The following is a 26,647-nucleotide window of genomic DNA, read 5'->3' as shown; positions in this document are numbered from 1 at the left end:
GGTTTAGTCGTTGTCAGGCAGCGACAGAGCTTGGTCCACAATCACGTTGATGACTGCTGGAATCTGCTTCTCGCGCATAGCCTGCAGGGCGCGCTCGACGGCAGGGCCTGCCTCGGCGTCGGAAGTGACAAGCTCGCCGTGTGCGCCGAAGCCACGGGCGACGGCGGCGAAATCCGGGTTGGAAAGCTGGGTGCCGGAAACGCGATCAGGGAAGTGGTTCTTTTGGTGATCGCGGATGGTGCCGAACTCGCCGTTGGACATCACGACGGTCAGATAAGGAGCGCCGTACTGCAAGGCGGTAGCCAGCTCTTGGCCATTCATCAAATACTCGCCGTCGCCAGCAATGGCGATGACGGTGCGCTCAGGAAACTCCAGCTTGGTGGAGACTGCACCTGGAACGGAGTAGCCCATCGAGCCATTGCGCACGCTGAACTGGGAGGGGTAGACGTTGGTGTGCATAAACTGCTGCGCCCAGATGCAGTGATTGCCGGCGCCGAAGGTGTAGATGGAATCCTCTGGGGCCTGCTCCTGAATGGCGCGCATGAGTGATTCGATGTGTGCGGTTCCCTCAGGAGCCGGGCGCCAGTCGGCTTCGTCCTGAACCGTAGAGAAAGCCACCTGCGCCGCGTGCGCATCCGCGAACCACTGCTGCTGGGCAGCAGAGGCCTCGCCCGCATTGATCTCAGATAGCGCTTCGGCGAAGGCTACCGGGCTGGCCAGGATGTGGCGGGTGACGGCTGCGGAGTTGCCGCGCAGGCTGGAATCGATGTTGATGAAGAAGTTGTGGTCATTTGCGCCTTGACGCAGCTTGTAGCCGTCAGTCGGGACGTCGCCAAGCACTGCTCCAACGGCGAGTACGAGGTCGGAATCCTTGAGCAGCGCAGCTGCCTTCTCATCTCGGCCGTAGCCCAGCCAGCCGGCGTTGGCCGGGGAAGAAAAAGGGATGCGGTCGCTGGCGCGGAAATCGTGGACCACCGGAATCTGGTTGGTCTCTGCAAACTCGGTGATTTGGCGTGCGGACTCTGGGGTCCAGCGCGGGCCGCCGGCGAAGATGAGTGGGCGCTCGGCGGAGCGTAGGGCCTCGGAAAGCTCGGCGATATCGCTTGGGGATACCGCGCCGTCTGTCACGTTGATTGGCTGGATAATCTCCCCGTCGAAGTCCATGTGGAGAATGTCCTCCGGCAGGCCCACCACTACTGGGCCTGGGCGGCCCTGCTTGGCCTGGAAGAATGCCTCGGCCACCACGTGGGAAGCACGGGATGGGTCATCGAGGATGAAGACCTGCTTGGTCTGGGTGCCAAACCAAGCCTTTGGGTCGAACTCCTGGAAGGACTCACGGTCACGGTCGGGGAAGGGAATAAGGCCCACGAAGAGGACCATCGGGGTGGAATCCTGCCAGGCGGTGTGAATGCCAACGAAAGCATTGGAGGCGCCTGGGCCGCGGGTGACCATTGCGACGCCCGGCTCACCGGTGGCCTTGCCGTGTGCCTCTGCCATGTAGGAAGCGCCGCCTTCCTGGCGGGTAACGATGGCTTCGATGGGGCTGTCATAGAGCCCATCAAGTACTGGCAGGAAGCTCTCGCCTGGGACGAGGTATGCGCGCTTGACGTTGTGTGCTGCGAGAGATTCAGCGATGGCGGTGCCAACATGGCGACGAGTCATAGTTTTCAGACAATCCTTCTTTTGTGATTGGTGCAACAATTTCACCCTATTGTGAAGGGTTTTCGTCCATGTTGTCTAATGTCTAAGATTTTTCAAATCCATGCTCATTGGTAATAGCTCGTGTTAAATGAAGATTTATGGATTACACGAGGGCGAAATATTTCTTGGCGCTTGCGCGCACCGGTTCCGTGACCACCGCGGCAGAGCAATTGAGCATCACCCAGCCAGCGCTAAGCCGCCAGCTGCGGCGCTTTGAGGAGGAGCTGGGGCTCGAGCTTTTCGAACGCGCAGCTGGGGTGCTGCGTCTCAACGAGGCGGGCAAGGCATTGATTCCCGTGTGCCAGCAATTGGTGGCAGATAATAACAGGGCTACGCAGGCGGTTTCGGCGCTGCAACGCGGCGAGATGCGCGCCTTGCAAGTGGCGGCAACGCCGACGACCATCTCGACGATCTTGGCGCCTTTCATCGTTGACGCGCGCGAGGACATTCCGCTTCTGACCACGCTGGCGGTCGAGCACTACGAGGTGTACCAGGCGCTAGATACCACCGCCGATGTGGTGGTGACGCCAATTCCAGTAAAGGAGGGGCTTGATTCCGTTCCGCTGGGGGAGGCCACTATCCGGGCGTGGGTAAACAAGGAGCACCCTCTAGCGGGCCAAGACAGCATTGAGGTGGAGGACTTGGTCACTCATCGCCTAGCCATGTCAGGCCGGCGCAGCGTCTCGCGCGGGCTCTTCGATGCCTTTGTAGGGCGCAGCCACGCTGTGCTTGGCGACGTCGTCGAGTGTGAGGACACCGTTACGCTCATCGCCCTCGCGCGAGCCGGGCGCGCAATCGCCATCTCCAGTGCTCTGCAGGCTCACGACGCGGTAGGCCTGCGCATCTGCAACGCGGAGGAGATGCTAGGCGGTGTGCCCCTGCACGCGGCTTGGCGTAGCGGGCACTTCGCCGCCGCGGAAATCCATGCCGTGGTCACGCGCCTCCAGGAGTTTCTGGGAATTAACCCCGCCGATGGCGTTCGTGCCAGCTAAAGACGCAGATCCACCTTCTCGTTGGCGGCGATTTCTTCTAAACGCTCGGCAGTGCACATGCCGGCGACAATCACGGCGGAGCCTCCACATGCGAGCGGTTCGAGAATCAACTTCTTAAAGGAATCCTTGTCCTTCCACCCCGCGGACATTACGCGTTGGGCAGGGCCGGCGGCAGGATAAAGCTCCGGTAAAGCGGTGGTGGGGCCATAGAACTGATCACCGTAGAAACGCACGGTGGGCCCAAAATCAATGGCGCCGGCGGGCAATTCGCCGCCAGATTCGATGACGCCGCGCCCGAATGGATCATCGGTAACGAGCACAACATCGGCGCCTGTGAATTCCTCGCTCAACTCTGCAAAGCCCTCGGGCGCGGCAAAAATAACATCGGGGCTTGCGCCGTCTAGCTCGGCGCGCGTGAACGCTGTGTCGACGCCGGCAGCAATGGCACCCAAAGCGATAACTGCGGGCTGCCAGGAAACAGGAAGGTCGAGGAAAATGAGGGAATCGGAAGCGAGCTCAAGCTCTTCTAAGAGCATGTTGGCAATCTTGGAGACCCAGTTATCCAAGGTCTGTGCGGAAAAATCCATGCGCGCGCCGGTGGCTTCGTTGTAGAACGTCAGGCGCGGCGCTGCGGCATCTGCGGAAAGTAGGTGCTGAAGCATATCCATGTCCGCCCATGGTAGGTGACTGAGCCTTTGCGCGGCAGGGAATGCTTTCACACCACGGTCCTAGGCCCCCGAGCGCCCCGGAAGGTGAGTGATAGGGATACTCATTTTCTAACATTAAATGGCAACTACCTGCCAAAAAATTGGGGAACGATCCCTAAGAAAAGCCAGGAACCTTTTGGATTAGGTCCCTGGCTTGAGAATTACTTAGTTTGTGTGGCGTTTAGTTTACGCAGCGCGGGCCCTCGCCGCCGGCGTCGATTTCCGGGGCAACCTCTGCCGCGCCCATGTCGCTGCCTGGGGTGCCGACCTGCTCGCTCGGTGCGGTGTCGGTAGGTTCTGCGTCCTGTGCTTCCTTGTCGGACGGGCCTTCGTAGTCGTCGTAAGCCACGACGACAAAGGTGTTTTCATCCAGCGACGGGCTGGACGTAACCGGCAGACCGCCGAGCTGCTCAGCCAAGTCTTTGGCGCGTTGATCGTTCTCATCCGCGGCGACAACCTGGGACTCGTAGTACAAGCCCGGCTCGGCATTGCTGGTCTGGCCGACCTTGTAGCCCACGCCAGTCAGCCACGTGCCAACGCCGGAGGCCAGGCCGTCGATGCTGCCCGCGTTGAGCACGTTGACCTCGATGCCATCGGCCACTGGCTTTTCGGAAGGGTTGGAGCCTGCCTCTGCGCTTGACGACGCCGCGGCTTCCTCCGTCTGCTCCGCAGTCTTGGCGAGGTCATCCATAAACTTATGGACCTCTTGCTTGTTGATGGTCACGACGGACTCACCGTAGTCACCCACGCCGTCGATGGAGGTCACCGGAATGGTGGTGAAGGTGACGTTGCCGCCGGCCAAGCCCGAAAGCTGGGTGACCAACCCCATGACGTCCCAGCCCTCATCGATGACTACAGAGCGTTCGATTGCGTCAGCAATCTTGGAGAGCTTATTCGGGTTAGCTAGGGTGCCAGAGGAGAGCACCTTGGAAACCAAGGAAGCCATATATGCCTGCTGGCGCACGATGCGGTCCAAGTCGCCGCGCGGAAGCTCGTAACGCTGGCGGACGAAGGACAGGCCCTGGGCGCCGTGGAGGGTCTGGCGGCCCTTTTTGAAATCAGCGCCAGACATGACGTCCTTGACGTCGTTGTTCAAGCACACGTCGACGCCACCGACGGCGTCGGTAAGCAGCACGAAGCCCAGCAGGCCGACCTCAGCGTAGTGATCGATGTCGATGTCTGTGAGCGAGCGCACCATGCTGATAAGTCCCTGGCGGCCGGCCTCCACGCCCTGCTGCTCGATCTCCTTCGCGGAATGCGGCTTCTTCTTGCCTTCAGCCTCTGCCTCGGCGTTTTCTTGCTCTAGCTCTTCGACCTTGTCCGTCTTGTGGTTGGCGAAAACGCCGTTAATCTTGGTGTTTCCAAAATCGCCGTCGTCGACGTAGGTATCGCGCGGAATCGAAACCGCAGTTGCACGGGAGCCGTCATCCGGGATGCGGATGATCATGATTGTGTCGGTGTTTTCCTCGCCCTCGTCCACACCGGCGTGCAGGTCCGCCAGTTCCTTCTCCGATAGTGGGTTACCCTTGGCATCCGTGCGCGAATCCTTGCCCACCAGCAAGATATCCATCGCGCCATCTTCGGTGTCTGCCTTAAAACCACCCTTGTTGCCTAACGCGAGGTTAGAGACAGAGGACATGCCATCTCCCACGCGGCCCACGGTGGCATAGCCAACGCCAGAGAACACCAAGATTGCCGCCGACACAAATGCCATGATGGCCTTCAGGGGCTTGGACCCCTGTTGCTTTACCGCCGTCGCCGAATTGGGCGAGGGCGAGATGGCGCGGGAATGACGCTGCTTGTCTGACTTTTTCTCAGAAGACACAGGAGGAGGACTTTCTAATTGTGGCGTTCAAAGGTGGCAGCAAGCAAGGTGGCTTCTCTCGGTGCTTGCCGTGTAGCCAAGTTAGGGCTGATCTTGTGACAGTTTAGGCGAGAAGATAAAGAAATCGTGATCTATACATGATTTTTGTCAAGCTTGTAGTGTCTTGGCAGTAACCTAGCAGCGAGTATGGGTACGCTAAGCAGCATTGTGAACACAGATAACGTAACTGCCCTCGCAGTGGTCACGGTGACGTATTCGCCGGGCCATTACCTCGGGGATTTCCTTAAATCGCTGGAAAGCGCAACCAACCGGCCCACGGCTGTGGTCTTGGCGGATAACGGCTCCACCGATTCAGTGCCGCAGGCCGCGGCTGCTGGCCGTGACGACGTTGTGTTTTTAGACACGGGCGGCAACATCGGTTACGGCGGCGGAATGAATGCCGGCGCGCGGCTCGTCAGCTCTGGCGCGCTGGGTGAGGTCGATGAAGAGTTCTTCCTCATCAGCAACCCAGACGTGACTTTTACTCCTGGAGCTTTGGATAAGTTGGTGGAGTGCGCGCGCCGGAATCCACAAGCCGCAGCCGTAGGCCCGCGCATCGTGGAACCGGATGGCTCGTATTATCCTTCCGCGCGTGCGATCCCCACATTGACCACCGGCATCGGCCACGCCCTGTTTGGCACCATCTGGCCTAGCAACCCGTGGTCGCGTGCCTATCGCAATGACGCCGATATGTCCGTTGAGCGCGAGGCGGGCTGGCTTTCGGGTTCCTGCCTTTTGGTGCGGTGGGATGCGTTCCAGCAGATCGGCGGCTTTGACGAGCGCTACTTCATGTACATGGAAGACGTCGATCTGGGCGACCGTTTTAGTCGTGCGGGCTGGAGCAACGTCTTTTGCCCTGAGGCAATCATCACCCATGCCAAAGGGCACTCTACCCAGGCGCACGCGGGTGCGATGCTGCGAGCCCACCACGACTCGGCCTACCGCTTCCAAGCGGACCGCCATCCGCAGTGGTGGCAAGCGCCAGTCCGACTAGCGCTCAAGGCCGGACTGCGGTTGCGCGGGTTTGCTCTAAGCGCCCTAGCGTGCCGCAGCAGTGGCTAGGCTCCTTGGGCATATACACTGACCCCGATAAAACACGTCGATTTATTCGCATAAGGAATTCTTCTATGAGTCAAGCAGCTGTCCAATGGGGCGCTTCTACCGATGCCGTCATCCTCGTCGGTGGCCGTGGAACCCGCCTGCGCCCGCTGACCATCGGCACCCCAAAGCCGATGTTGCCGACTGCTAACTATCCGTTCCTCCAGCACCTTCTTGCCCGCATCAAGGCTGCGGGCATTACCCACGTGGTGCTGTCGACGTCGTTTAAGGCAGAGGTCTTCGAAGAGTACTTCGGTGACGGTTCCGATATGGGCTTGGAAATCGAATACGTAGTAGAAGAGACCGCGCTGGGTACCGGCGGTGGCATCCGCAACGTCTACGACAAATTGCGCCACGATACCGTGATGGTCTTCAACGGCGATGTTCTTTCCGGTATGGACCTGGGCGGCATCTTGCAGACCCACCACGAAAAAGATGCGGACGTTACCATGCACCTGCTTAACGTGGCAGACCCGCGCGCCTTCGGCTGCGTTCCGACTGACAGCAACGGCCGCGTGACGGCGTTTTTGGAAAAGACCGAGGACCCGCCAACGAACCAAATTAACGCTGGCTGCTACACGTTCAAGCGGAAAGTCATTGAGACCATTCCGGCTGACCGCGTGGTCTCCGTTGAGCGTGAGACCTTCCCGAGCCTGTTGGAGTCCGGCCGCTTGGTGGTAGGCCACGTCGACAACTCCTACTGGCGCGATATGGGCCGCCCAGATGACTTCGTGCGCGGTTCTTCTGACTTGGTTCGCGGCATTGCTCATTCGCCGCTGTTGGAAGGCCACACCGGTGAGTCCATCGTCGATGAGTCTGCGGGAATCGCCGGCGGTGTGTTGTTGCTTTCTGGCACCGCGATTGGCCGCGGCTCCGAGGTTGGTGCAGGTTCGCGTCTGGACGGCACTGTTGTCTTTGACGGCGTGACCATCGAGCCGGGGGCAATCATCAGCAACTCGATTATCGCTTCGGGCGCGCATATCGGTGCCAACGCACACATCGACAACTGCGTCATTGGTGAGGGGGCTGTCATCGGCGCCCGCTGTGAACTCAAGGGAGGCATGCGTGTCTTCCCAGGCGTGCAGATTCCGGATGCCGGCGTCCGCTTCAGCTCTGACGCTTAAAAAGGCAGACATTTAAGTTATCTCTCCCACGACCCGTTTCCTTTTAAGGGGGCGCAGGTGGTGGGAGTTTTCGCTTTTTAGCTGGTCTTTTACGGTTTTGGTTGCTGGGTAGCTTGTGCGCGCAGAGATCCAGCAGATCGGCTTAGATGGTGGCGACACGCCGATCAAACCTTGGAATTGTTCACAGGAATATGAAGCACCACTACATATAGTACCCCCAGGACTTACCCCCAGAGGGGGATCTATGTGACGGATGTGAAAGTTGGGGATCGTGTGCTGCGTTTTTGGCGAGAATCCCCGGAAGGCCCCGTTTTCGGGTTGACGATATTTAGTGATCCGGTGTGAAATAACATCAGTGTAATCAAGCGCATCGGCGACACCTCCGCCAAACTTTGGCTTCGGTGTAAGGTCGGTGCAACTTAGAAGAAACTACCCAACCTCGGAGAAAGGAATTAGCGTGGAGAAAAACTCAAATAATGGCGCTATTCTCCGTGGCGGTGCTGCCGCAGAGATGTCTCTCGATGAGCTTTTTGGCGCCGTCGAGCAGGAGTGGCAAGACCAGGCACTGTGCGCGCAGACTGATCCTGAAGCCTTCTTTCCGGAAAAGGGAGGCTCCACCCGCGAAGCCAAGCGTATCTGCCAGGCTTGTGCGGTGCGAGATGAGTGTCTCGAGTATGCACTTGAGCATGACGAGCGCTTCGGAATCTGGGGCGGACTGTCTGATCGTGAACGCCGCCGCCTCAAGCGTGAGATTGGTTAACCTCCGGCTAGGGAGACCTTTCTTCTTAAATCCTTCACCTCTATCTATGTTTAGTGCCATCTGACGCTAGGGCGTGGATTGTGATGGAGGATTTTTGCTTACCAGCTAAACCGAGGATCAACGTCCTGTGGATCAAGGTTGAGGTAGTTGGCCACCAAGGCTGTTAGAACCGTGCCTAGTAACTCTGCGCGTTCGCTAGATGTTTCGGCACGCTCCTCGATGGGCATCCGGAAAATTACCATGCGGGCGCGTGTTGGGTGGCCGGCAGCGTCAACGCCAGCGGGGACAACCCGGCCTAAAGGTACAGGGCCGTCGGCGATGATCTCTTCCGGCAGGACCGTCATATCAGCAGAAAGCCGCATGCGTGGAACCGTGTCCACCGCCAAGTCCAATCCGGCGAGCTGCTCTGCAAAAGCATTCTGGATGGGGGCATAGGCCTCGAGTACGGCCATGTCGAAGCGCTCGCTCTTGCTACGGAACCGCGGCGTCGATTGTGGCAAAAGCGGTCCGTGCATGCCCCTTCCGCGGCGGTCGCGGAACGGACGAGTGTGGGGGCGGCGCATGGTCATGCCCGTGATTTTAAGGTTTCACATGACCATTTTCGTGCGGGGCGCGCCGAGTTTCGACTATTCAAATCTCAACTAAAGGTTTAGACTCATTGCCGTGAATCATTCTCGTCATTGCTCTCGTCCAGGCTGCGGCAAACCCGCCGTGGCAACTTTGACCTACGCGTATTCACAGCAGACGGCCGTCGTAGGCCCGCTCGCGGAGGAGACTGATCCGCATAGCTGGGACTTGTGCGAAAAGCACAGCTCCCGCATCACCGCTCCCATCGGCTGGGAGATGGTGCGCGTGGACCGCATTGAGCTTGAGGAAGAAGACGACCTCATGGCTCTGGCCGAGGCAGTTCGCGAGGGCGGGCGCGTCACCACCGGGCTAGTTGAGGATGGTTCGGGCTCCGGCCAAGACCCGATCGACTACGCCGCCAACTTTGATGGCGCCGATCCTGATAGCTCCAACCACCCGGTCTTCCGCACGCGCCGCGTAAGCGAGGCCAAGCAGCGCCGCCGGGCACACTTGAGCGTCGTGCCTGACGACGCCCTGACTCAGGACGCCTCCGAATCCGCCGCGGGTGGCCGCCATCGCTTGAAAGAGGACTAGTTTTAGGCCACGGCTCCAGTATTTGGGGCTGGGGGAAGAGTACTATTGCAGGTTATGCGTACTCGTGAACAGCTAAACGCCGTTATTAAGGCCTATGACGTCCGTGGCGTCGTGGGTGAAGACATTGATGAGAATTTCGTCCGCGACACTGGTGCTGCTTTCGCTGCTATTTTGCGCGAAGAAGGCGAGAAGACGGTGGCTGTGGGCCACGATATGCGTCCTTCTTCGCCGGCGTTGTCTGCTGCCTTTGCTGAAGGCGTAGCTTCGCAGGGCCTAGACGTGGTGAAGTTGAACTTGACCTCCACTGATGAGCTCTACTTTGCAGCAGGCTCCATGGAATGCGCCGGTGCGATGTTTACCGCCTCGCATAACCCAGCCAAGTACAACGGCATCAAGCTTTGTCGCGCTGGTGCTGTCCCGGTGGGCCAAGAGACCGGCCTGGAAGCAATCAAGGACATGCTCGTAGATGGTGTTCCAGCCTACGACGGCGCCGCAGGTTCCGTCTCCGAGCGTGAGGTCCTGCCTGACTACGCAAACTTCTTGCGCTCTTTGGTTCCGCTGGAGTCTTCCCGCCCGCTCGTTGTAGCCGTGGATGCAGCAAACGGTATGGGCGGACACACGGTTCCGGCGGTCTTCGAGGGCCTTCCTTTTGACGTGCGCGAGCTATTCTTCGAGCTAGATGGCACCTTCCCGAATCACGAGGCTAATCCTTTGGACCCGAAGAACCTCGTGGACCTGCAGGCCTTTGTGAAGGAGCAGAAGGCAGACATCGGACTCGCCTTCGATGGCGACGCCGATCGCTGCTTCGTGGTCGATGAAAACGGCGATGCAGTTTCGCCTTCTGCTATTTGTGCACTTGTCGCGGAGCGCTACCTCAAGAAGTTCCCAGGCTCGACCATCATTCACAACCTGATTACCTCCAAGACGGTCCCGGAGCTTATCGCTGAAAACGGCGGCAAGGCTGTGCGTACCCGCGTGGGTCACTCCTTCATCAAGGCCCAGATGGCCAAGGAGAAGGCTGCCTTCGGCGGTGAGCACTCTGCGCACTACTACTTCCAGGAGTTCTGGAACGCGGACTCGGGCATGCTCGCTGCGATGCACGTGCTAGCTGCGTTGGGCGAATCCGATAAGCCGCTTTCTGAACTCATGGCGCAGTACTCGCGTTACGAAGCTTCTGGTGAGATTAACTCCACCGTGGAGGATCAGAAGGCTGCTACGCAGGCAGTGCTCGACGGTTTGGCTGAGGAGATTGAGTCCATCGACGAGCTCGACGGCGTGACCGTCGAGCTGAAAGGCACCGATGCGTGGTTCAACGTGCGTGCTTCCAACACTGAGCCGCTGTTGCGCCTGAACGTCGAGGCAAAGACTGCTGATGAGGTCGATGCCATCGTGGAGAAGGTTCTCGGCATTATCCGCGCTTAGGCGCTTTCCCGTGCCGGTGCCTTCGCGCAGGCCGCCTTTCTGCGTGTACCGTTTCCTGTAAATAGTGAACCCAAACAGGCTAGCTTTGCCGGCCTATTTGCAAGAAACGGTACATTCGCGGAGGCTGAGCCGCGGGTGAGCGCCGCCCTAGCCGAGCCGCAGGGCGTGGCCGCGCCGCAAAACACAAAAAGCGCCAGCACAATGCTGGCGCTTTTATGCGGGAAAATTAGCCGCGGGAGTGGGTAACCATGTCCTCCCACTCGACGTACTTCTTGCGCTCGCGGCCTTCTGCCTCACCAAGCGCACGCTCGGCAGCGTCGAGGTTCTTCCAACCATCCCAGGTCAGGAACTCGATGCCTGCTTCGGACAAGGTTGCGGTGATGTCCTCGTCGGAGGAGTGGGAAAGCTTGCCAGCCTCGGCGTCCTCGAGCAACATACCGATGGTCTCCGTTGCATCAGACTTGGTGTTGCCAATAAGTCCGACCGGGCCACGCTTGATCCAGCCCGTGGCGTAAAGGCCCGGAACGATGCTGCCGTCCTGCTCGATGACGTGGCCACCATCGTTGTTGATGACGTTTTTGTCGGTATTGAAAGGAACGGTATCGATGGCATCGGAACGGTAGCCTACGGCGAGGTAAACAGCCTGGACAGGCCACTCGGTGAACTTGCCGGTGCCGCGAACGTTGCCGTCACCAGTCAGCTCCGTGCGTTCGGTCTTGATGCCGGTGACCTTGCCGTTCTCGCCGAGGATTTCGACCGGCTGCTCGAAGAGGTGAATCTGCAGGGTGTGCGGCGCATCCTTCGGCTCGCGGATGGCGTAGCCCTCGAGGGTCTGGCAGACCAGATCCTGGGACTTAGAGTTTGCACGTGCTTCGAGAGAAGCTTCGTCGTAGTCGATGTCTTCTGGGTCGACAACAACGTTGATGGTCGGGGAGTGGTCCAGCTCCTTGAGCTCGAGCGGAGTGAACTTAGCCTGTGCGGGGCCGCGGCGGCCGAAAACGCGGACCGTTTCAGCCTGGTTCTTGGCCAGGGAGTCATAGACATTGTCTGGGATTTCGGTGACCTTGAGCTCGTCGCCGGTCTTCGCCAAGATGCGGGCGACGTCGAGTCCAACGTTGCCCACGCCCACGACGGCTACTTCCTTTGCGCTGAGATCCCACTCGCGGTTGAAGCGTGGGTTGCCATCGTAGAAACCAACGAACTCGCCTGCGCCGTGGACGCCTTCGAGGTCTGCGCCTGGGACGTCGAGGTTGCGGTCGCCGACAGCGCCGGTTGCGAAGACGACTGCGTCATAATGCTCCTGTAGCTGAGCCACGGTGAGGTCGCGGCCGATGTGCACGTTGGAGATGAGGCGAATTTGCTCGGTTTCCAAAACGCGGTGCAGGGAGTTGACGATGCCCTTGATGCGTGGGTGGTCCGGCGCCACGCCGTAGCGGATCAGGCCGAAGGGAGCTGGCATCTGCTCGATGAGATCGATCTCAACATTGCCACCGGTCTTTTTAACCAGGATGTCAGAGGCGTAGATGCCTGCTGGGCCAGCGCCGATGACGGCTACCTTCAGTGGGGCTTGCGACATGTCAGTAGTGGGCCTTTCCTCAAGATTTTTACGGAATATTGGAACGACTAGCGCTAAACGCTAAAAGCCATCGTTCAGGTACTGGTCGTAATACTAGTCGTTCTAATTCCTTTTATGAATATTAGACTGATTAGTCTGCTGAAACTTCGTGAGCGTGGGGTTTATTGAACCGCGTTAACGTAAATCCGGCAACCGGGTTATTTAGATTCTTCCAGCTTGGCGATGTTGTCGCAGGTCACATTGTAAAGAGTGGTGAAATTAATCCGAACCGCTTTGTCTATTGAGGTTAGACAGGTAGGTTTTTGGCAACCACTACGAAAGGCAATTGTTCACCGCCATGACTACCGCAACGAAACCTACCGCCAAGTCTCGTACGCGCAAGCCAGAAGGACAATGGAAAATCGACGGTACAAAGCCGCTTAACGCGGACGAGGAGATCAAGCGCGAGGACGGTGGTCTCTCCGCCCGCCAGCGTGTCATCGATATCTACTCCAAGCAGGGCTTTAAGTCCATCCCGCCGGAGGACCTTGCGCCGCGCTTTAAGTGGCTTGGCCTTTATACCCAGCGCAAACAGAATCTGGGAGGCGAGCTAACCTCCAAGCTCAGCAATGCGGAGCTGCAGGATGAGTACTTCATGATGCGCGTGCGCTTCGACGGCGGTCGCGTCAGCCCGCAGCAGCTGCGCACGGTGGGGGAGATCTCGCGGGATTATGCGCGTTCCACCGCGGATTTCACGGACCTCCAAAACATCCAGCTGCACTGGATTCAGATTGAGGACGTCCCGGGTATCTGGGAAAAGCTGCGCGCGGTGGGCCTCGATACTCTGTTGGGCTGTGGCGACGTTCCCCGCGTCATCTTGGGCTCGCCGGTGGCGGGAGTCGCGGAAGACGAAATCATCGACGCCACCCCGGCCATCGATGACATCGTGGCTAACTACCTCCCGCGCGAGGAGTTCCACAATCTCCCGCGCAAGTTCAAGACGGCCATTTCGGGCAATCGCCGGCAGGACGTTACTCACGAGATTCAGGACATCGCGTTCGTCGGCGTCGATCACCCCGAGTACGGCCCTGGTTTCGACTGCTTCGTCGGCGGCGGCTTGTCCACGAATCCCATGCTTTCCCAGTCCTTGGGCGCTTGGGTGCCGCTTGAGCGTGTACCGGAGGTGTGGGCCGGCGTGGCTCGCATCTTCCGCGATTATGGCTACCGCCGCAATCGCAATCGAGCGCGCCTGAAGTTCCTAGTCGCGAAGTGGGGCATCAAGAAGTTCCGCGAGGTGCTAGAAAATGAGTACTTGGACGCCCCGCTTGCCGACGGCGAGCCCCTTACCGTCGAGCCTGGCTCCCGCGACCACCTCGGCGTGCACAGACAAAAGGATGGCAACTTTTATCTCGGCGTCAAGCCCACCGTAGGCCACGCCACGGGCGAGCAGCTCATCGCTATTGCCGACGTCGCGGAGCGTTTCGGCATTACCCGCATCCGCACCACGCCGATGAAGGAACTTCTCTTCCTCGACGTCAAGGAAGCCGATATTCCGGCTCTTTCGCGGGCGCTCGATGAGACCGGTTTGTACTCACAGCCATCTGAGTTCCGGCGCGGCGTTATTTCCTGCACCGGCTTGGAGTTCTGCAAGCTTGCGCACGTGACCACGAAGGCCCGGGCGATTGAGCTGGTGGACATCTTGGAAGACACCTTGGGCGACCTCGACGTGCCGACTTCCATTGCGCTCAACGGCTGCCCGAATGCTTGCGCGCGTTCCCAGGTCTCGGATATCGGACTGAAAGGCCAGATAGTCACCGATTCCGAAGGAAACCGTGTTGAGGGCTTCCAGGTGCATCTGGGTGGCGCGCTCGGGCTCTCCCCGGACTGGGGGCGCAAGCTGCGCGGGCACAAGGTCATCGCGGATGAGGTCCCAGACTATGTCATCCGGTTGGTGCAGAAATATAAGGAGCAGCGCGAGGAAGGCGAGCAGTTCCGCCACTGGGTCCTGCGCGCAGATGAGGAGGATCTGCAGTGAATTTTCGTCGCGAGCCGAATCCGAACCGCAACCATCCGATGTACTGCCCCTACTGCGGCGGCATGAACCTCTTTCCCGATGAGGAAGGCGATTTCGCTTGGAAGTGCTGCGAGTGCCTGCGTATCTTTTCCGTGATGTTCCACGGTCAGGATGATGCGCCGGTAGCACCTGCCAAGGCGGTTTCCTCCAACGAGGCGTTGCAACGATCGCTGCAACGTCGCGGGCATCTGTCTACGGCTAAGCAGGATGCAAGCGCGGGGAGCAGACGATGAGCGCACTGATTACGCTTTCACATGGTTCGCGCCATCCAGAGGCAGCTCTTGGCATTGAGGCTTTGACGCGAAAGGCGGCGGCGCTTGCCGGCGCCACATCTTATGAAGCGGCTTACCTCGATTTTCACGAATCTGACCTGGAAGCTGCAGCCCAACGAGTAGCTACCGCGGGGCAGAGGGAAGCGGTGGTCGTACCACTGCTGTTTACGCGGGGCTATCATCTGCGCGTGGATGTGCCGGAAGCGATCGATCGCGCTGCGCAATCCGCCGGGCTGCGGCTGCTGCAAGCAGAAGGCTTAGGCACCGGTGCCGACATCGCGGAGCTCCTAGCAGCGCGTGCGATGGCGCCGCAGACAGGTAAGAAACCACAGCATCTCGTCATCTATGCCGTGGGCTCTTCGGACGAGAAGGCGGATAGCTCTGTGCGCGACCTCGCTGCGAATGTAGAAAGCCTCACCCATCTGCCCACCTCGGTGGTGTTTGCAACACGTGGTGGGAAAGAGGGCGTCGCCAAGCAGGTGCGCCGCCAAGGCGAGGTGCGGGTGCTGCCACTGTTTAGCACGGCAGGGCTGTTGCTGGACCTGCTCGCGGATTCCCCTGCACAAGTAGACTTCCCGCTAGGCACTGACCTTGCTGGGGTTGTTGCTGACCGTTTTGCCCATGCAGCGGGCTTGTCCACCCAGACTCACATGCTTGCACAGATCGGATAAAAAATGCGGTCGTTCATTCTGATTGCTCTAGCCGGCGCTGCGGCACAGCTTGTCGACGGCGGAATTGGCATGGGCTTCGGCGTAACCTCCACGACCATGCTGCTCTTGGCTGGTCTTGGGCCGGCACAAGCCTCTGCGGTGGTGCACACGGCGGAACTCGGAACGACGCTGGTATCAGGGATTAGCCATTGGCGCTTTGGAAACGTGCATTGGCCAACGGTATTCAAGCTCGGGCTGCCCGGGGCGCTCGCGGCCTTTCTGGGGGCGAGCGTGTTGTCTAATATCTCGACTGCGGCTGCGGCGCCGATAACCGCGTTAATTCTTGTCGGCATTGGAACCAACCTCGTGTGGCGTTTCGCGCGCCTGCAAAAGAAGCCTTCGGCCTATCGCAGCAAGCATTCCGCGGGATTTCTAGCCGGCCTAGGGATAGTCGGCGGATTCGTCGATGCCACTGGCGGCGGTGGATGGGGTCCGATATCCACCTCGACGATGATGGCGATCGGTAAAGAGCAGTCGCGGCGCATCGTGGGAACCGTTAATACGGCGGAATTCCTGGTGACTTTCGGCGCGACTGCCGGGTTCCTGGTGGGGTTGTGGAATGACATCGTGGCTAATTTGGCAGCGGTGATTGCGCTGCTGGTTGGCGGGGCGGTTACGGCACCGATTGCCGCTTGGTTGATTTCGCGCATTAACCCGGTGGTGCTGGGCGGTTTCGTCGGTACTGCAATCGTGGCGCTGAACATCGGCAAGGTGATAAGCGGTGCTGAAGCCTACTTCGGTTGGGCCATCGCGCCTTGGTTCGTGGTGGCTGTGCAGATCCTCGTGGTTGTAGCGGGAGTGGCTGCTACGGCGATTGGTGCTCGACGCACACGTGCGGCGCGCACTGCTGAAGAAGCTGCCGAGGAGGCAGAGCGTGAAGCGCATGCGGCATTCCACGCTGCGGTGCCACACCGCCCGCGCGGGGGCCGCGGCTTCAAGGTGGTGGCGCAAACTGCCCCGGAGCTCAGCCGGACCAAGGAGTACTGGCCGCTGCAGGCGAACTAAGCCAGGTGGCGTTTACTGCGCATCCTGGCTGTTTAGCCCGGCGACCTCGCCGATGACGAAGACCGCGGGCGGGGCAACTTGCTCTTTTCTGACGGTCTCCGCGAGGTCCCCGAGGACGCACTTGTAGACCCTTTCGCTGGCCATTGTGCCCTCCTGGATGATGGCCACAGGCGTCGATGCGCAACGTCCGCCATTGATAAGCGCCTGGGCGATGGCTGCCGAATTCTTCACGCCCATGATGATACTGAGCGTAGCCCCCGATTGCGCTAGCGCTTGCCAATCCACCAAAGACTTGGCGTGGCCTGGCGGCAGGTGACCGGAAACCACTGTGAATGCATGGACAATGCCGCGCTGGGTGACGGGCACGCCTGCCAAAGCAGGAACCGAGATGGCGGAGGTAACGCCAGGGATTACTTCCACCGGAATGGACGCGGCGGTAAGTGCCTGCAGCTCCTCAAAACCGCGGCCGAAGACATACGGGTCGCCGCCTTTCAAGCGGGCTACTTTTCGACCGGCAAGCGCATACTCGACGAGGAGTTCGTTGATCTTTTCTTGGGAGGTTTGGCGCTTATACGGCAGCTTGGAGACATCGATGAGCTCTTTGTTTGCCACGTCGCAGAGCTTGTCCAGGTGCTGCACTGGACCCAGGTGATCCGCCAAGATAATCTCCGCCTTTTGCAAGGCGTGCATTCCACGTACCGTGATGAGGTCCCACGCGCCGGGGCCGCCACCAATCAAAACTACGGGGTGAATCTGCGGACTTTCTGCTGCAACCATGCTGGTTGATTCTAGTTGAGGTATTTCACCTCACGTGCAAAAAGGGATTATATACCTGGGGTTTTATTCATAATTGGCTGGGGAAGTTCTAATTAGCACTACTGCGTGTCCGAGGGCCAGACTATGCTCGGCGGCATGGATAGTGCTTACTATGATGGCGCAGCTTATGACCCAGAAACAGTGCGTTATTTCGACGTCGCTCATGAAGGAGCCCAAATCAGGGTCTTAGGCGGTGCTATCTCGCAGCTGGCCGGCCTTTTGGGCGGGGCTAAACCGCGCTGCCTGGTCATTTTGCCTACTGATCAGATAGCCCGCGCGGCTGCCTATACAGCGGTAGGGCTGGCCGAGCCAGCGCGCATTCCGTTGGTGGTGGCGGAATCACTCCCGCACTTTGTTGGTGCCTTGGATGTCGTCGTGGTGGTAGGTGAGCGTGCGGAGTGTGACTGGGCCTCCCGTGCACTTATTGCTGCGGATAAAAGGGGAGCCGCTACTGTACTGGTCGGGCCCTCGCGCGGTCCGCTCGTGGAGGACGCTCCCGAGTCCACCTTTGTGGCACCCACTTTGCCCACGGCGGAGGGAGCCTCGCCGGCTCGGTTCATCGCCGCGCTGTATGCGGTGGCTGCGGTCCTCGAAGAAGAAGGAGAGCTCGTAGCCCGCAGGTTGGAGGAAGCCGCCGACGCAGTGGACCGCGAGCTGGAGGCGCTTAGCCCAGAGCATGATTCCGCAACTAACCCCGGCCGCGAGCTGCGGGAATTTGTGGAGGGCGCGAGGGTTATTCATTCCTGCGGCGTCGACCCATATTCCTGGTCAGAGGAGCGTTCCGGAGTATTTATCAATGCCCTGGTTGCCCGCATGGCCGCCGCGGTTTGGGCTGCGCATGGTCTGGGCGGTACTTTTGCTGACCCTGAGGCGTTGCCACATATTTTGGAGCGCGCACAGCAAAGAGGTGGAACAGCGGTGCGTGACATATTCTTTGACCCGCAGATAGACCCGCCAGAAGAAAATGCTTTGGTACCATTGAAAATTGTTTTGTGGGGAGAGGAAGAGGCGAACCTTCCCCATTCAATCGCTGAATCGAGCAATGATCCTGAACCCGCCTTAGGGGAATTGGCGCGCGCTCTTCAGTTCATTACGCGCAGTTATGCCGCGACCGCCTACGAGATTTCTTAAAAGAAGGAAGCAATACATATGCAGCTGCTCAACAGCGCAACCCGCAACTACTCCTGGGGCTCACGGACCATGATTCCTGAGCTCAAAGGTGATCCCGCGAGCGATACCCCGGTAGCCGAGCTCTGGTTCGGCGCGCATCCGGGGGCCCCTTCAACCGTTGATGGCCAGCGCCTCGACGAGGTTATTGCAGCCGCTCCGGCGGAGCAGTTGGGCAAGCGCGTGCAGCAAGACTATGGCAAGCGCCTGCCTTTCTTGTTGAAGATATTGGCCGCCGCAGAGCCGCTGTCTTTGCAGGCGCACCCCTCTAAGGCGCAGGCGGAAGAGGGTTTTGCCCGCGAAAATGAGCAGGGTATCGAGGTAAGCGCCACGAACCGCAACTACAAGGATGACAACCACAAGCCGGAGCTCATAGTGGCACTCACTGAGTTCTACGCCATGGCTGGCTTTCGGCCCCTCGAGCGCACGCTGGAGCTGCTGAAGGCTTTGGAATGCCCTGAGCTCGAGCACTACCTGAACATGCTCCTGCCGGAGGCCGCCGCGGAGTCGGAAAACTTGCGCGCGCTGTTTACCACTTGGATCACTATCCCGGCTACAAAGCGTAAGGAACTCATCGCAGCAATCGTCGAGGCTGGTGAAAAGCTGATCGCGCGCCTTGAAGCAGAACCAGCGGATTCGGCTGCGGCGTGGATGGCACGCGATATGCGCACAGTCATCAGCCTGAACGAGCAATACCCAGGTGACATCGGTGTCTTGGGAGCGCTTTTGCTCAACCACGTGGTCTTGCAGCCCGGCGAGGCTGTGTACCTCAACGCCGGCGCGCTGCACGCTTATGTCTCGGGCCTTGGCGTGGAGATCATGGCGAACTCCGACAACGTCCTGCGCGGCGGCCTGACCCCGAAGTTCGTGGATGTTCCGGAATTGGTCAAGGTCCTCACTTATGAAAGCGTGGATGATCCGCGCGTGCAGCAAAAAGAGAAGAGCGTAGAAGAAACCCTGCACGGCGCTAAGGCTTGGGCCTATCCGGTGCCGATCGATGAATTCATCTTGGACCGCGTAGAGCTCTGCGCAGACGATACCGTTGAGCTGAACTTCGATGGTCCGGCCATTGCGCTGTGCACCGGTGGGGAAGTGGAGCTGCGTGACACCGAAGGCCAAGAGCTCAAGCTGCAGCCGGGGCAGGCGGCATGGCTGCCAGCAGCAGAGGAGACCGTAGTGGCGCGGGTTGCAGCGGGCGAGGCGAGCCAGCTCTTTATCGCTCGTGTCTAGGGCCTGCTAGGAGACCTGTAACGTCACCGCGAATTATCTCCGCCATGGAAACTACATCCTTGCGCTCAATAAACCCCTCGGCCTCTGCCTGAATGACGTCGCCGCCTTCGACGAACGTGGCATCTAAATCTTCGACGATAACCGTAGAAGCGCCCACCAGTTCGCCGCTAAGCTCGCGTGCGTCCGGAGTGTGCGAACCCAGTGCGACGAAGATGACAACGCGCAGCGGCTCGTTCGCCGTGGATGAAGCGTTGCCAGGGCCTTCCAGAAAATCGACAATTGTGGCAACCGAAACCGCGGGAGTGCGCAAATTGGTTACCGCTTGACCATCGAGCAGTTGCACTGGGGCCTCAGCGAGGTTAGTTGCCTGACCTGCGGCCGTAGTCGCGCCGGTGGTCGGCGCTTCCGTTGGGGTAGGAGCCTAGCCGGTTGGATCGGAGATATCGACGGCTTCGGTCATGTTGGTGTCCTCGACATCAACAGCAGTCGGCTCCTTAAAAGTATCTGCATAGGTCGGCTCGGAGCTTGGCTGCGGGGCATCAACGGTATCGCCGCTGCCTCCAAAAGTTGGCGCTGTATCGGTAGCAGGAACTTCCGTGCCGTTCATCTTGCCTGGGGTGGCTTCGCCCGAAGGAGAAGGCTCGACGGGCTGAGCCGCCGTGGGCTGGCCGGAGTCGGAATCCCCGGGCTTTGGACGGACGGTTTCAGTCAGGCTTGGCTGCGTGTTGTTTGGTGCAGAAGCTTGGCTGGTTGGCTGTTGCGCAGTTGCCTGCGTAGAAGTGGTTGGTGCAGCAGTGCCGGAGGCGCTGTTAGAAGGCTCCTGTGGGTAGCCCGTTGCGTAGGTGCTGTTGGCATTCTGTTGCGCGGTGGCGTGGGACTGGGAGGAGAGGTTCTCCGGGCGGTAAACCGACGTGGGGCCAGTGTTAGAGGTGCTGCCGGTAAAAGCGTTTGGGGCCAAGAATGGGTCATTCTTGAGTGCCACGGCGCGCTTGCGGGAAGAGCTGTCTTTGTGGCTCTTGCTGCTGTGCTTGGAGTGGGGGCGGCTGCTCGTGGTGGGAGTTTGCGAGGTGCGCTTGCTTTGCGACTCGGTTTCGCCAACCTGAGTTACAGACTCGCTGGTGCTGTGCGACGCCACGGTGTCAGGCGTGGAAACACGCCAGACACCGTAGCCTACGAACAACGCGAAAAGGAGACCGAGGGCGATAAAGACATACACGCGACGTGCATCGGGCTTCATCGTACGCTCCTTTCCTTCTCAAGCCACCTATGGAGGGTTCTAAGGGGAATGGCTTAGTTCTAACCGTTACAATAATGGACTTCAAAGAAATAGCTTCCGACCAGCGGGGATGCGGGCTGGAAACTGATATGTGTAACAACTCGGTAACGACCATACCATGTAAGAGTATTTAGTGGAATAGGCATCTTACGTATCGCCATGTAGGCGGAAGTTTCCTTGAAAGAGTGTTTCGGAATTTGGTTTAGCTAGTTCGGCTTCCGCTTCGCAGTGCGCAGCCGGGGAAGTTCTGCGTCCTACACGGCCCAAGGTGCTTGTCCGTCTGGACTGAATTGGCGATTGACCTCTGTTTCCGCGCTCAGCCTAAAGTGTGTTGATTCTCTCTGTGGTTTTTAACGTATAAATTGACTGTGGCAACGCACTGACAAAAGCAGCGGCAGCGGCTAGATATAGAAGTAAACATCGCGGGAAGATTTCTCCCCTTCATCAACTGTCTGCCCGCGGTGGAGGCCACCAGCAGTAGAACTTTCGCGTTATATCAAAGGAGAGCGCAATGAGCACTTGGGACGAAGACATCTTTGCAGATGACGTCAACGTTGATTTCCTGGATGAACTCGCCAACCTTGATGACGAGGACATCGTTGAGTCTGTATCTGATGCTTGTGCCTTGGCTACGAATGACAATTCCGTTTCTGAAGAGGAACAGCGCAATGCACTAGCGGCCGCTACCATCGCCGCCATCTGGGCCGGTGCGCCGTTTAGCGCCGGTGAAATTGTTTCTTCCTATCCGTTTATCCGTGGGCTTGCCGGCTCCGGCAGCGAAGAGCTCAACGAGCAGGCTCTGGAATTGCTGGAGGGCGTGGAAGAAGATTATGACCTCGAAGCATTCATTGAGGCTTTGTCCTAATAATGCTGGTTAGCATCGAAGGAATTGACGGTGCGGGCAAGAACACGCTCGTAAACAGGATTAAAGGCGAGCTTTCTGTAGAAGTCGATGTCTTGGGCTTTCCGCGCTATGAAGAATCCGTGCACGCGCAGCTGGCCCAAGAGGCTCTCTACGGCCGGATGGGTGACTTAACGGATTCCGCCTATGCCATGGCCACCCTCTTTGCTCTTGACAGGTTTGGCGCAAAAGACTGCCTGTTGGAAGCGCAAGAGGGCAAAGACCTGCTGATTTTGGACCGTTACGTGGCCTCAAACGCCGCCTACTCGGCCGCGCGCTTGGGTACCGATGAGGTCGTAGACTGGGTCTACGATCTTGAGTTTTCGCGTTTGGGGCTGCCTAAGCCCAGCCTGCAGATCTTTCTCGACACCGACGTCGAGCTCGCCGCAGCCCGCGCCGAGGCGCGCGCAGCCGAGGACGCCGGCCGTGCCCGTGACCGATATGAAAAAGACAGTGATCTCCAGACGAACACTGCGGCGGCGTATCGTCGATTAGCGGAACGTGCGTGGGGCGGACGCTGGATCGCCACCGCTGATACCGATATGATTGTGCAATCTGTCAAGGAACTCGTAGAGGAGTAGGAAAATGGCGCCGAAGATTCTGGTCGTTGACGATGATCCAGCCATCTCGGAAATGTTGACCATCGTTCTTGAGGCCGAAGGCTTCGAGCCCATCGCTGTTACTGACGGCAATGAAGCAGTTCCTGCTTTCCACGAACACGAGCCAGAGCTCATCCTGCTTGACCTCATGCTGCCGGGCATGAATGGCGTTGATATTTGCCGCGCCATCCGCTCGGAATCGGCAGTTCCTATCGTTATGCTCACCGCGAAGACGGACACTGTCGACGTAGTGCTTGGCTTGGAATCTGGCGCTGATGATTACATCACCAAGCCCTTCAAGCCGAAGGAGCTGGTTGCCCGCATTCGTGCGCGCCTGCGCCGCACCGACTCTTCCTCCAGCGAGCTCATCGAGGTCGGCGACCTAGTCATCGACGTCCCAGAACATACCGTCAAGCGCGTCGACGGCGAGGAGCTTTCACTTACCCCACTGGAATTCGACTTACTTCTCGAGATGGCACGCAAGCCTGGCCAGGTGCACACCCGTGAAGCGCTACTGGAATCCGTCTGGGGCTACCGCCACGCTTCTGATACCCGTCTCGTCAATGTGCACGTGCAGCGTTTGCGCGCCAAGATCGAGCACGATCCGGAAGACCCGCAGATCGTCCTGACCGTCCGCGGCGTTGGCTATAAGACCGGCAAGACTGGCGCCGGCGAATAAAGAGGACCCGCAGCTATTTTTGATTGGTTTAAGCGTCTGCAGGATGGCGTTGTAGATAAGTGGCGCACATCGCTGCAGACAAGGGTCATCGGCATGATCCTCGTGGCATCCACGGTGGTCATGCTCTTGTTGGCGTACGCGCTTGTCTCGGTGCTGACGCAGCGTTTGGTCAGCCAAAAAGAAGATGCAGCCCGCCAGGAGCTCGATCGCGCGCGTACCACCGTGGAGCAGCAAATCGATGCCACTGGCAGCGCCAACTCGAACCAAGTGCGCATCAATTCCGCACGTTCTTCCCTTGGCCAGCTATCGGCTGATCACAACGAACACCAAGAAGCCTATGAAGCTGTTATCGCCGTAGAAAACGACGATAACTCTCTTACTACTTCTCCTGAGGGCTTTCGCCTGCCCAATGAATTACGGGACTTGGTGTCTAACGGCCAGGTGGCGCAGCAATACACCAGCGTGGATCACCCCGGCGGCGATCCTTATAATGCCTTGATTATTGGCACCCCAATCGATTCCGATATTCCAAACGCCCAGGTTTACCTGGTGCTGTCGATGGAGTCTGAGGAAGCCACAATGGCGCTCATGCGCGGTTTGCTTTCGGCAGCCGGCGTGGTGGTTGTCGTGTTGCTGGTCGGCATCGCTTGGCTGGCAACGCAGCAGGTTATCGTTCCCATTCGTTCCGCATCTCGCATTGCGCAACGCCTCGCGGCAGGCCACTTGCGCGAGCGTATGGTGGTCAACTCTGACGATGAAATGGGCCGTCTGGCGGGCTCTTTCAACGACATGGCTGACAAGCTTTCAAAGCAGATTAACCAGCTTGAGGAATATGGCGATCTCCAGCGCCAATTTACTTCAGACGTCTCCCATGAGCTGCGCACTCCGTTGACCACGGTACGCATGGCGGCGGACCTCATCGCTGCTGATCCGGATTCCCTTGAGCCGCATACTCGCCGCGCATCAGCGCTGATGATTCGCGAGCTTGATCGCTTCGAGGAATTGCTCGCCGACCTGCTGGAGATCTCGCGCCATGATGCGGGCGTGGCTGACCTTTCCACGGCCTCATTCGACGCCCGCTCCTGTGTTGACTCTGCGCTGGCACAGGTCCAGCACCTGGCAGAGGAATTAAACGTCGACGTGCAGGTTAATATGCCGGATGAGCCCGTCACTATCGAAGCAGATTCGCGCCGCATTGAGCGCATCTTGCGTAATCTTTTGGCCAACGCTATCGACCACTCTGAGGGAAATCCCGTGGTCGTCGATTTGCAGGCCAATGACCAAGCGGTGGGCATCGCGGTGACCGACTCTGGCGTGGGTCTGAAGGACGGTCAAGAAGAGCTCGTATTCAACCGTTTCTGGCGTGCAGATGCTTCGCGTAAGCGCCATTCAGGGGGTACCGGTTTGGGCTTGGCCATCGCCCGCGAGGATGCGGTCTTGCACGGCGGTACGCTCGATGCCATCGGTTATATCGGCGTCGGTTCGCGCTTCCGCCTCATCGTTCCGCGCTCGCCGAACACGGCCATCGAAGAGCAGCCGATTGCCCTTGAGGTCCCCAATGCCCCGCAGCCGGAACTGGAAGCGGCAGAGGTAATGGAGCAAGAAGATGTCGGCATCATCTGGCCTTCGGAGCGCCGTGCTCGTGAGTTCGTGGAGCTGGAGTCCGCGGTGCTTGACGACGCCCCGGAACCTGGCCCTGAATCCAGCGGTGATCGCTCTGGTAGCGTCGCCGAAAGCGAGGCAGCGCACCCGGATAAGGGTGTACAAGACGACGAGAAGGAGCGGTGATGAATAATCCCAACTCGTCTAGGGCTACGCGCTGGAAAAAGCAGGCGCGGCAATGTCTAGCGCTGTCTAGTGGCTTTCTCTTGTTTTCGGCTGCCGGCTGCTCGACGCTGCCGAATAACACTGCGCCCGAGGTCATCGCCACTTTTGCACCGCAAGCCGATCCGCAAGTGGAAATCATGTCCCCGAAGCAGGACGCGGATGCAGACTTGGTACTGCGTGAATTCTATAAGGCCTCCGGGAAGCCTGCCAATGACTATCAATCCACCCGCAACTTCCTAACACCGGACGCCCAAGAGCAATGGACGCCGAAAGAAGCCGTGGATGTGGTCGACTCTATCGACATCTTGACCACGGATAATGGCCTGGACCATAAAACCTTCGAAGTCAGTGGAAAACATATCGGTACCTTGAGCCCTAACGGTGCTTATACCCCGAGTGAACGCGATTATTCAGCCACCGTGCAAATGCAGAAGGTGGACGGGCAGTGGCGTATCCAAGATTTTCCGCCCAAGTTGGTCATTGAACGCAACGACTTGCGTAATAATTACCGGCCAATTTCGCTTTATTTCTTGGGGCAGTCGGGCGAATCGCTCGTTTCGGATAGGCGCTGGATCTACACCGGCCAGCAATCCATCGATAGCGAAATTGTCACCTTGTTGCTGGAAGGCCCCAATACTGATCTGCGTCCGGCGACTACAGATCTAACGCCAACTTCGGCGACGTTCTTAGGTTATGAAAACGGCACCTACAACTTCGGCGGGTTGAGCTCGATGAGCAAGGACGAGCGTTTCCGCTTTGCCGCGGCGCTGACGTGGACGTTAAACAACGCTGGTGTATCTACCACCGTTAAAGCTACGGCGGATGGTAGCCCTCTCGTTGATGGCTTGGACGTGATGACCGTCGATGATTTTGCCGAATTCAACCCTGGAAATCTGGTCAGCTCTGACGCCCAGCTTTTCGCCGTCAACAACGGAGCCTTGTTTGAAGTCGCAGGTGACCAGGTGGAGCCAGCCAACAGCGTCCTGGGCAGGGGCTCAGATGTTCAGTCTGCGGATATCTCCAAGGAAGGAATCGTAGCCGCAATACGTAAGAAGTCCTCCGATGAATATCAATTGAGCATGGGAGAGCTAGGCGTAAAGCTGGAGGATGACCTGAAGTCTAAGACACTGGCGCGCCCGACCTTTGAGGCAAACGGCCAGAGCATTTGGACTGTTGTTGATGGCAAGAAAATTGTTCGCGTATCCCGCTCGGCGAAGGGCGAACTGCATCAATCTGAGGTCGACTCCTCTAGCCTGGATAGTATTCAGGGCGAGATTTCTGTTATTCGCCTCTCGGCTACCGGAGCACGCGTTGCGATGATTATTGAGGGCAACGTCTACGTCGGCGTCGTCGTGCGCGGCAAAAACCGTAAGTACTCAATCGTTAATGCGCATCGCGTGGGTCAAGAGATACAAAATACCGCGCTTTCGCTGGATTGGATGAGCGACGGCGGATTGATGGTGGGCACAGATAGCGTGAACTCGCCGGTATGGCGCATCGAACAGGATGGCTCTTCTGCAACGACTTTGGCAACGGGTAATGTGACCGCGCCGGTGGTGGCAGTTGCAGCTTCTCCAACGAAGCTTTACATCACCGACTCTCACGCATTGCTGGAGCTACCTGCCGAAAACACCGACAACACCTTCTGGCGCGAGGTTGCCGGCCTGCAGGGTCAGCGTTCTTCACCTATCGTTGCCAAGTAAAAGC

25 protein-coding genes are annotated in these 26,647 nt (G+C 58.8%); 17 read left to right on the top strand and 8 right to left on the bottom strand.

Annotation, left to right across the window (positions count from 1 at the left end; genetic code table 11):
- Window positions 1–3 precede the first annotated feature (3 nt).
- Complete coding sequence (locus HMPREF3169_RS01665; protein WP_061920964.1) at window positions 4–1,662, bottom strand: thiamine pyrophosphate-dependent enzyme; 1,659 nt, start codon at window positions 1,660–1,662, stop codon at window positions 4–6.
- A gap of 137 nt (window positions 1,663–1,799) precedes the next feature.
- Between HMPREF3169_RS01665 and HMPREF3169_RS01660 the strand changes: the two genes are divergently transcribed.
- Window positions 1,800–2,693: a LysR family transcriptional regulator gene (locus HMPREF3169_RS01660; RefSeq protein WP_070455497.1), complete on the top strand. Its 894-nt coding sequence runs from the start codon at window positions 1,800–1,802 to the stop codon at window positions 2,691–2,693.
- On the opposite strand, the gene HMPREF3169_RS01655 is transcribed toward HMPREF3169_RS01660, so the two are convergent.
- The gene (locus HMPREF3169_RS01655) at window positions 2,690–3,361 is read right to left on the bottom strand and encodes a TIGR03089 family protein (protein ID WP_062041833.1); all 672 of its coding nucleotides are present in this window, start codon (window positions 3,359–3,361) and stop codon (window positions 2,690–2,692) included. The genes HMPREF3169_RS01660 and HMPREF3169_RS01655 overlap by 4 nt on opposite strands.
- A gap of 220 nt (window positions 3,362–3,581) precedes the next feature.
- Window positions 3,582–5,225, bottom strand: coding sequence for an LCP family protein (locus HMPREF3169_RS01650; protein WP_210386678.1), 1,644 nt, complete (start codon window positions 5,223–5,225; stop codon window positions 3,582–3,584).
- Between the two features lie 186 nt (window positions 5,226–5,411).
- On the opposite strand from HMPREF3169_RS01650, the gene HMPREF3169_RS01645 reads away from it, so the two are divergent.
- The 3 genes from HMPREF3169_RS01645 to HMPREF3169_RS01635 all read left to right on the top strand — a co-directional run bounded on the left by HMPREF3169_RS01645 (window position 5,412) and on the right by HMPREF3169_RS01635 (window position 8,246).
- A complete protein-coding gene (locus HMPREF3169_RS01645; protein ID WP_061920970.1) occupies window positions 5,412–6,326 on the top strand; it encodes a glycosyltransferase family 2 protein in 915 nt (304 codons plus the stop codon).
- Between the two features lie 65 nt (window positions 6,327–6,391).
- On the top strand, window positions 6,392–7,486 hold the full coding sequence (locus HMPREF3169_RS01640) for a mannose-1-phosphate guanylyltransferase (RefSeq protein WP_061920973.1): 1,095 nt from the start codon (window positions 6,392–6,394) through the stop codon (window positions 7,484–7,486).
- Window positions 7,487–7,997: 511 nt separating this feature from the next.
- Complete coding sequence (locus HMPREF3169_RS01635) at window positions 7,998–8,246, top strand: WhiB family transcriptional regulator (RefSeq protein ID WP_005528147.1); 249 nt, start codon at window positions 7,998–8,000, stop codon at window positions 8,244–8,246.
- 98 nt (window positions 8,247–8,344) lie between these two features.
- On the opposite strand, the gene HMPREF3169_RS01630 is transcribed toward HMPREF3169_RS01635, so the two are convergent.
- Window positions 8,345–8,815 (bottom strand): metallopeptidase family protein, encoded by a 471-nt coding sequence (locus tag HMPREF3169_RS01630; RefSeq protein WP_062039102.1) that lies wholly within the window; start codon window positions 8,813–8,815, stop codon window positions 8,345–8,347.
- Window positions 8,816–8,909: 94 nt separating this feature from the next.
- Here HMPREF3169_RS01630 and HMPREF3169_RS01625 point away from each other — a divergent pair, with 94 nt between their 5' ends.
- Both HMPREF3169_RS01625 and HMPREF3169_RS01620 read left to right on the top strand, forming a co-directional pair.
- Complete coding sequence (locus HMPREF3169_RS01625) at window positions 8,910–9,407, top strand: DUF3499 domain-containing protein (RefSeq protein ID WP_082778557.1); 498 nt, start codon at window positions 8,910–8,912, stop codon at window positions 9,405–9,407.
- Between the two features lie 54 nt (window positions 9,408–9,461).
- Window positions 9,462–10,829 (top strand): phosphomannomutase/phosphoglucomutase, encoded by a 1,368-nt coding sequence (locus tag HMPREF3169_RS01620; RefSeq protein WP_070432417.1) that lies wholly within the window; start codon window positions 9,462–9,464, stop codon window positions 10,827–10,829.
- A gap of 226 nt (window positions 10,830–11,055) precedes the next feature.
- Here the strand turns inward: HMPREF3169_RS01620 and HMPREF3169_RS01615 are convergent, their stop codons facing one another.
- Complete coding sequence (locus tag HMPREF3169_RS01615) at window positions 11,056–12,405, bottom strand: FAD-dependent oxidoreductase (RefSeq protein WP_061920981.1); 1,350 nt, start codon at window positions 12,403–12,405, stop codon at window positions 11,056–11,058.
- A gap of 337 nt (window positions 12,406–12,742) precedes the next feature.
- Here HMPREF3169_RS01615 and HMPREF3169_RS01610 point away from each other — a divergent pair, with 337 nt between their 5' ends.
- From HMPREF3169_RS01610 to HMPREF3169_RS01595, 4 genes are read left to right on the top strand one after another with little or no spacing between them, the layout of a single operon-like run.
- Window positions 12,743–14,419 (top strand): nitrite/sulfite reductase, encoded by a 1,677-nt coding sequence (locus tag HMPREF3169_RS01610; RefSeq protein WP_070432418.1) that lies wholly within the window; start codon window positions 12,743–12,745, stop codon window positions 14,417–14,419.
- Complete coding sequence (locus tag HMPREF3169_RS01605; protein ID WP_061920984.1) at window positions 14,416–14,691, top strand: hypothetical protein; 276 nt, start codon at window positions 14,416–14,418, stop codon at window positions 14,689–14,691. The genes HMPREF3169_RS01610 and HMPREF3169_RS01605 overlap by 4 nt, the downstream gene beginning before the upstream one ends.
- On the top strand, window positions 14,688–15,401 hold the full coding sequence (locus tag HMPREF3169_RS01600) for a sirohydrochlorin chelatase (RefSeq protein WP_070432419.1): 714 nt from the start codon (window positions 14,688–14,690) through the stop codon (window positions 15,399–15,401). Before HMPREF3169_RS01605 ends, HMPREF3169_RS01600 begins: the two co-directional genes overlap by 4 nt.
- A gap of 3 nt (window positions 15,402–15,404) precedes the next feature.
- Window positions 15,405–16,445 carry a sulfite exporter TauE/SafE family protein gene (locus tag HMPREF3169_RS01595; protein ID WP_070432420.1) on the top strand — a complete coding sequence of 347 codons (1,041 nt, stop codon included), beginning with the start codon at window positions 15,405–15,407 and terminating at the stop codon, window positions 16,443–16,445.
- Between the two features lie 12 nt (window positions 16,446–16,457).
- Here the strand turns inward: HMPREF3169_RS01595 and cobA are convergent, their stop codons facing one another.
- Window positions 16,458–17,222, bottom strand: a complete 765-nt coding sequence (cobA, locus tag HMPREF3169_RS01590; RefSeq protein WP_070432421.1) for a uroporphyrinogen-III C-methyltransferase — start codon at window positions 17,220–17,222, stop codon at window positions 16,458–16,460.
- A gap of 135 nt (window positions 17,223–17,357) precedes the next feature.
- Between cobA and HMPREF3169_RS01585 the strand changes: the two genes are divergently transcribed.
- Window positions 17,358–18,392, top strand: a complete 1,035-nt coding sequence (locus tag HMPREF3169_RS01585) for an exopolyphosphatase (RefSeq protein ID WP_070432439.1) — start codon at window positions 17,358–17,360, stop codon at window positions 18,390–18,392.
- A gap of 18 nt (window positions 18,393–18,410) precedes the next feature.
- The gene (gene manA / locus HMPREF3169_RS01580; RefSeq protein ID WP_070432422.1) at window positions 18,411–19,658 is read left to right on the top strand and encodes a mannose-6-phosphate isomerase, class I; all 1,248 of its coding nucleotides are present in this window, start codon (window positions 18,411–18,413) and stop codon (window positions 19,656–19,658) included.
- Here manA and HMPREF3169_RS01575 read toward each other — a convergent pair.
- Window positions 19,642–20,001 carry a hypothetical protein gene (locus HMPREF3169_RS01575; protein WP_061920994.1) on the bottom strand — a complete coding sequence of 120 codons (360 nt, stop codon included), beginning with the start codon at window positions 19,999–20,001 and terminating at the stop codon, window positions 19,642–19,644. The genes manA and HMPREF3169_RS01575 overlap by 17 nt on opposite strands.
- Before the next feature lie 78 nt (window positions 20,002–20,079).
- A complete protein-coding gene (locus tag HMPREF3169_RS01570; protein WP_061920996.1) occupies window positions 20,080–20,895 on the bottom strand; it encodes a hypothetical protein in 816 nt (271 codons plus the stop codon).
- Window positions 20,896–21,445: 550 nt separating this feature from the next.
- On the opposite strand from HMPREF3169_RS01570, the gene HMPREF3169_RS01565 reads away from it, so the two are divergent.
- The 5 genes from HMPREF3169_RS01565 (at window position 21,446) to HMPREF3169_RS01545 (ending at window position 26,643) form a co-directional block, all read left to right on the top strand.
- Window positions 21,446–21,799: a DUF4259 domain-containing protein gene (locus tag HMPREF3169_RS01565; RefSeq protein WP_061920998.1), complete on the top strand. Its 354-nt coding sequence runs from the start codon at window positions 21,446–21,448 to the stop codon at window positions 21,797–21,799.
- 2 nt (window positions 21,800–21,801) lie between these two features.
- Entirely contained in the window at window positions 21,802–22,416 is a 615-nt protein-coding gene (locus HMPREF3169_RS01560) for a dTMP kinase (protein ID WP_061921000.1), read from the top strand.
- 4 nt (window positions 22,417–22,420) lie between these two features.
- Window positions 22,421–23,113 (top strand): MtrAB system response regulator MtrA, encoded by a 693-nt coding sequence (mtrA, locus tag HMPREF3169_RS01555; RefSeq protein WP_061921002.1) that lies wholly within the window; start codon window positions 22,421–22,423, stop codon window positions 23,111–23,113.
- A gap of 93 nt (window positions 23,114–23,206) precedes the next feature.
- A complete protein-coding gene (gene mtrB / locus HMPREF3169_RS01550) occupies window positions 23,207–24,901 on the top strand; it encodes an MtrAB system histidine kinase MtrB (RefSeq protein WP_082778558.1) in 1,695 nt (564 codons plus the stop codon).
- The gene (locus HMPREF3169_RS01545; RefSeq protein ID WP_061921004.1) at window positions 24,901–26,643 is read left to right on the top strand and encodes an LpqB family beta-propeller domain-containing protein; all 1,743 of its coding nucleotides are present in this window, start codon (window positions 24,901–24,903) and stop codon (window positions 26,641–26,643) included. Before mtrB ends, HMPREF3169_RS01545 begins: the two co-directional genes overlap by 1 nt.
- The last annotated feature ends 4 nt before the right edge of the window (window positions 26,644–26,647 follow it).

This window comes from Corynebacterium sp. HMSC08C04 (assembly GCF_001807495.1).
Classification (GTDB): Bacteria; Actinomycetota; Actinomycetes; order Mycobacteriales; family Mycobacteriaceae; genus Corynebacterium; species Corynebacterium simulans.
The sequence above is the reverse complement of the archived record's forward strand: the minus strand, read 5'-3'. Positions and strand labels throughout refer to the sequence as shown.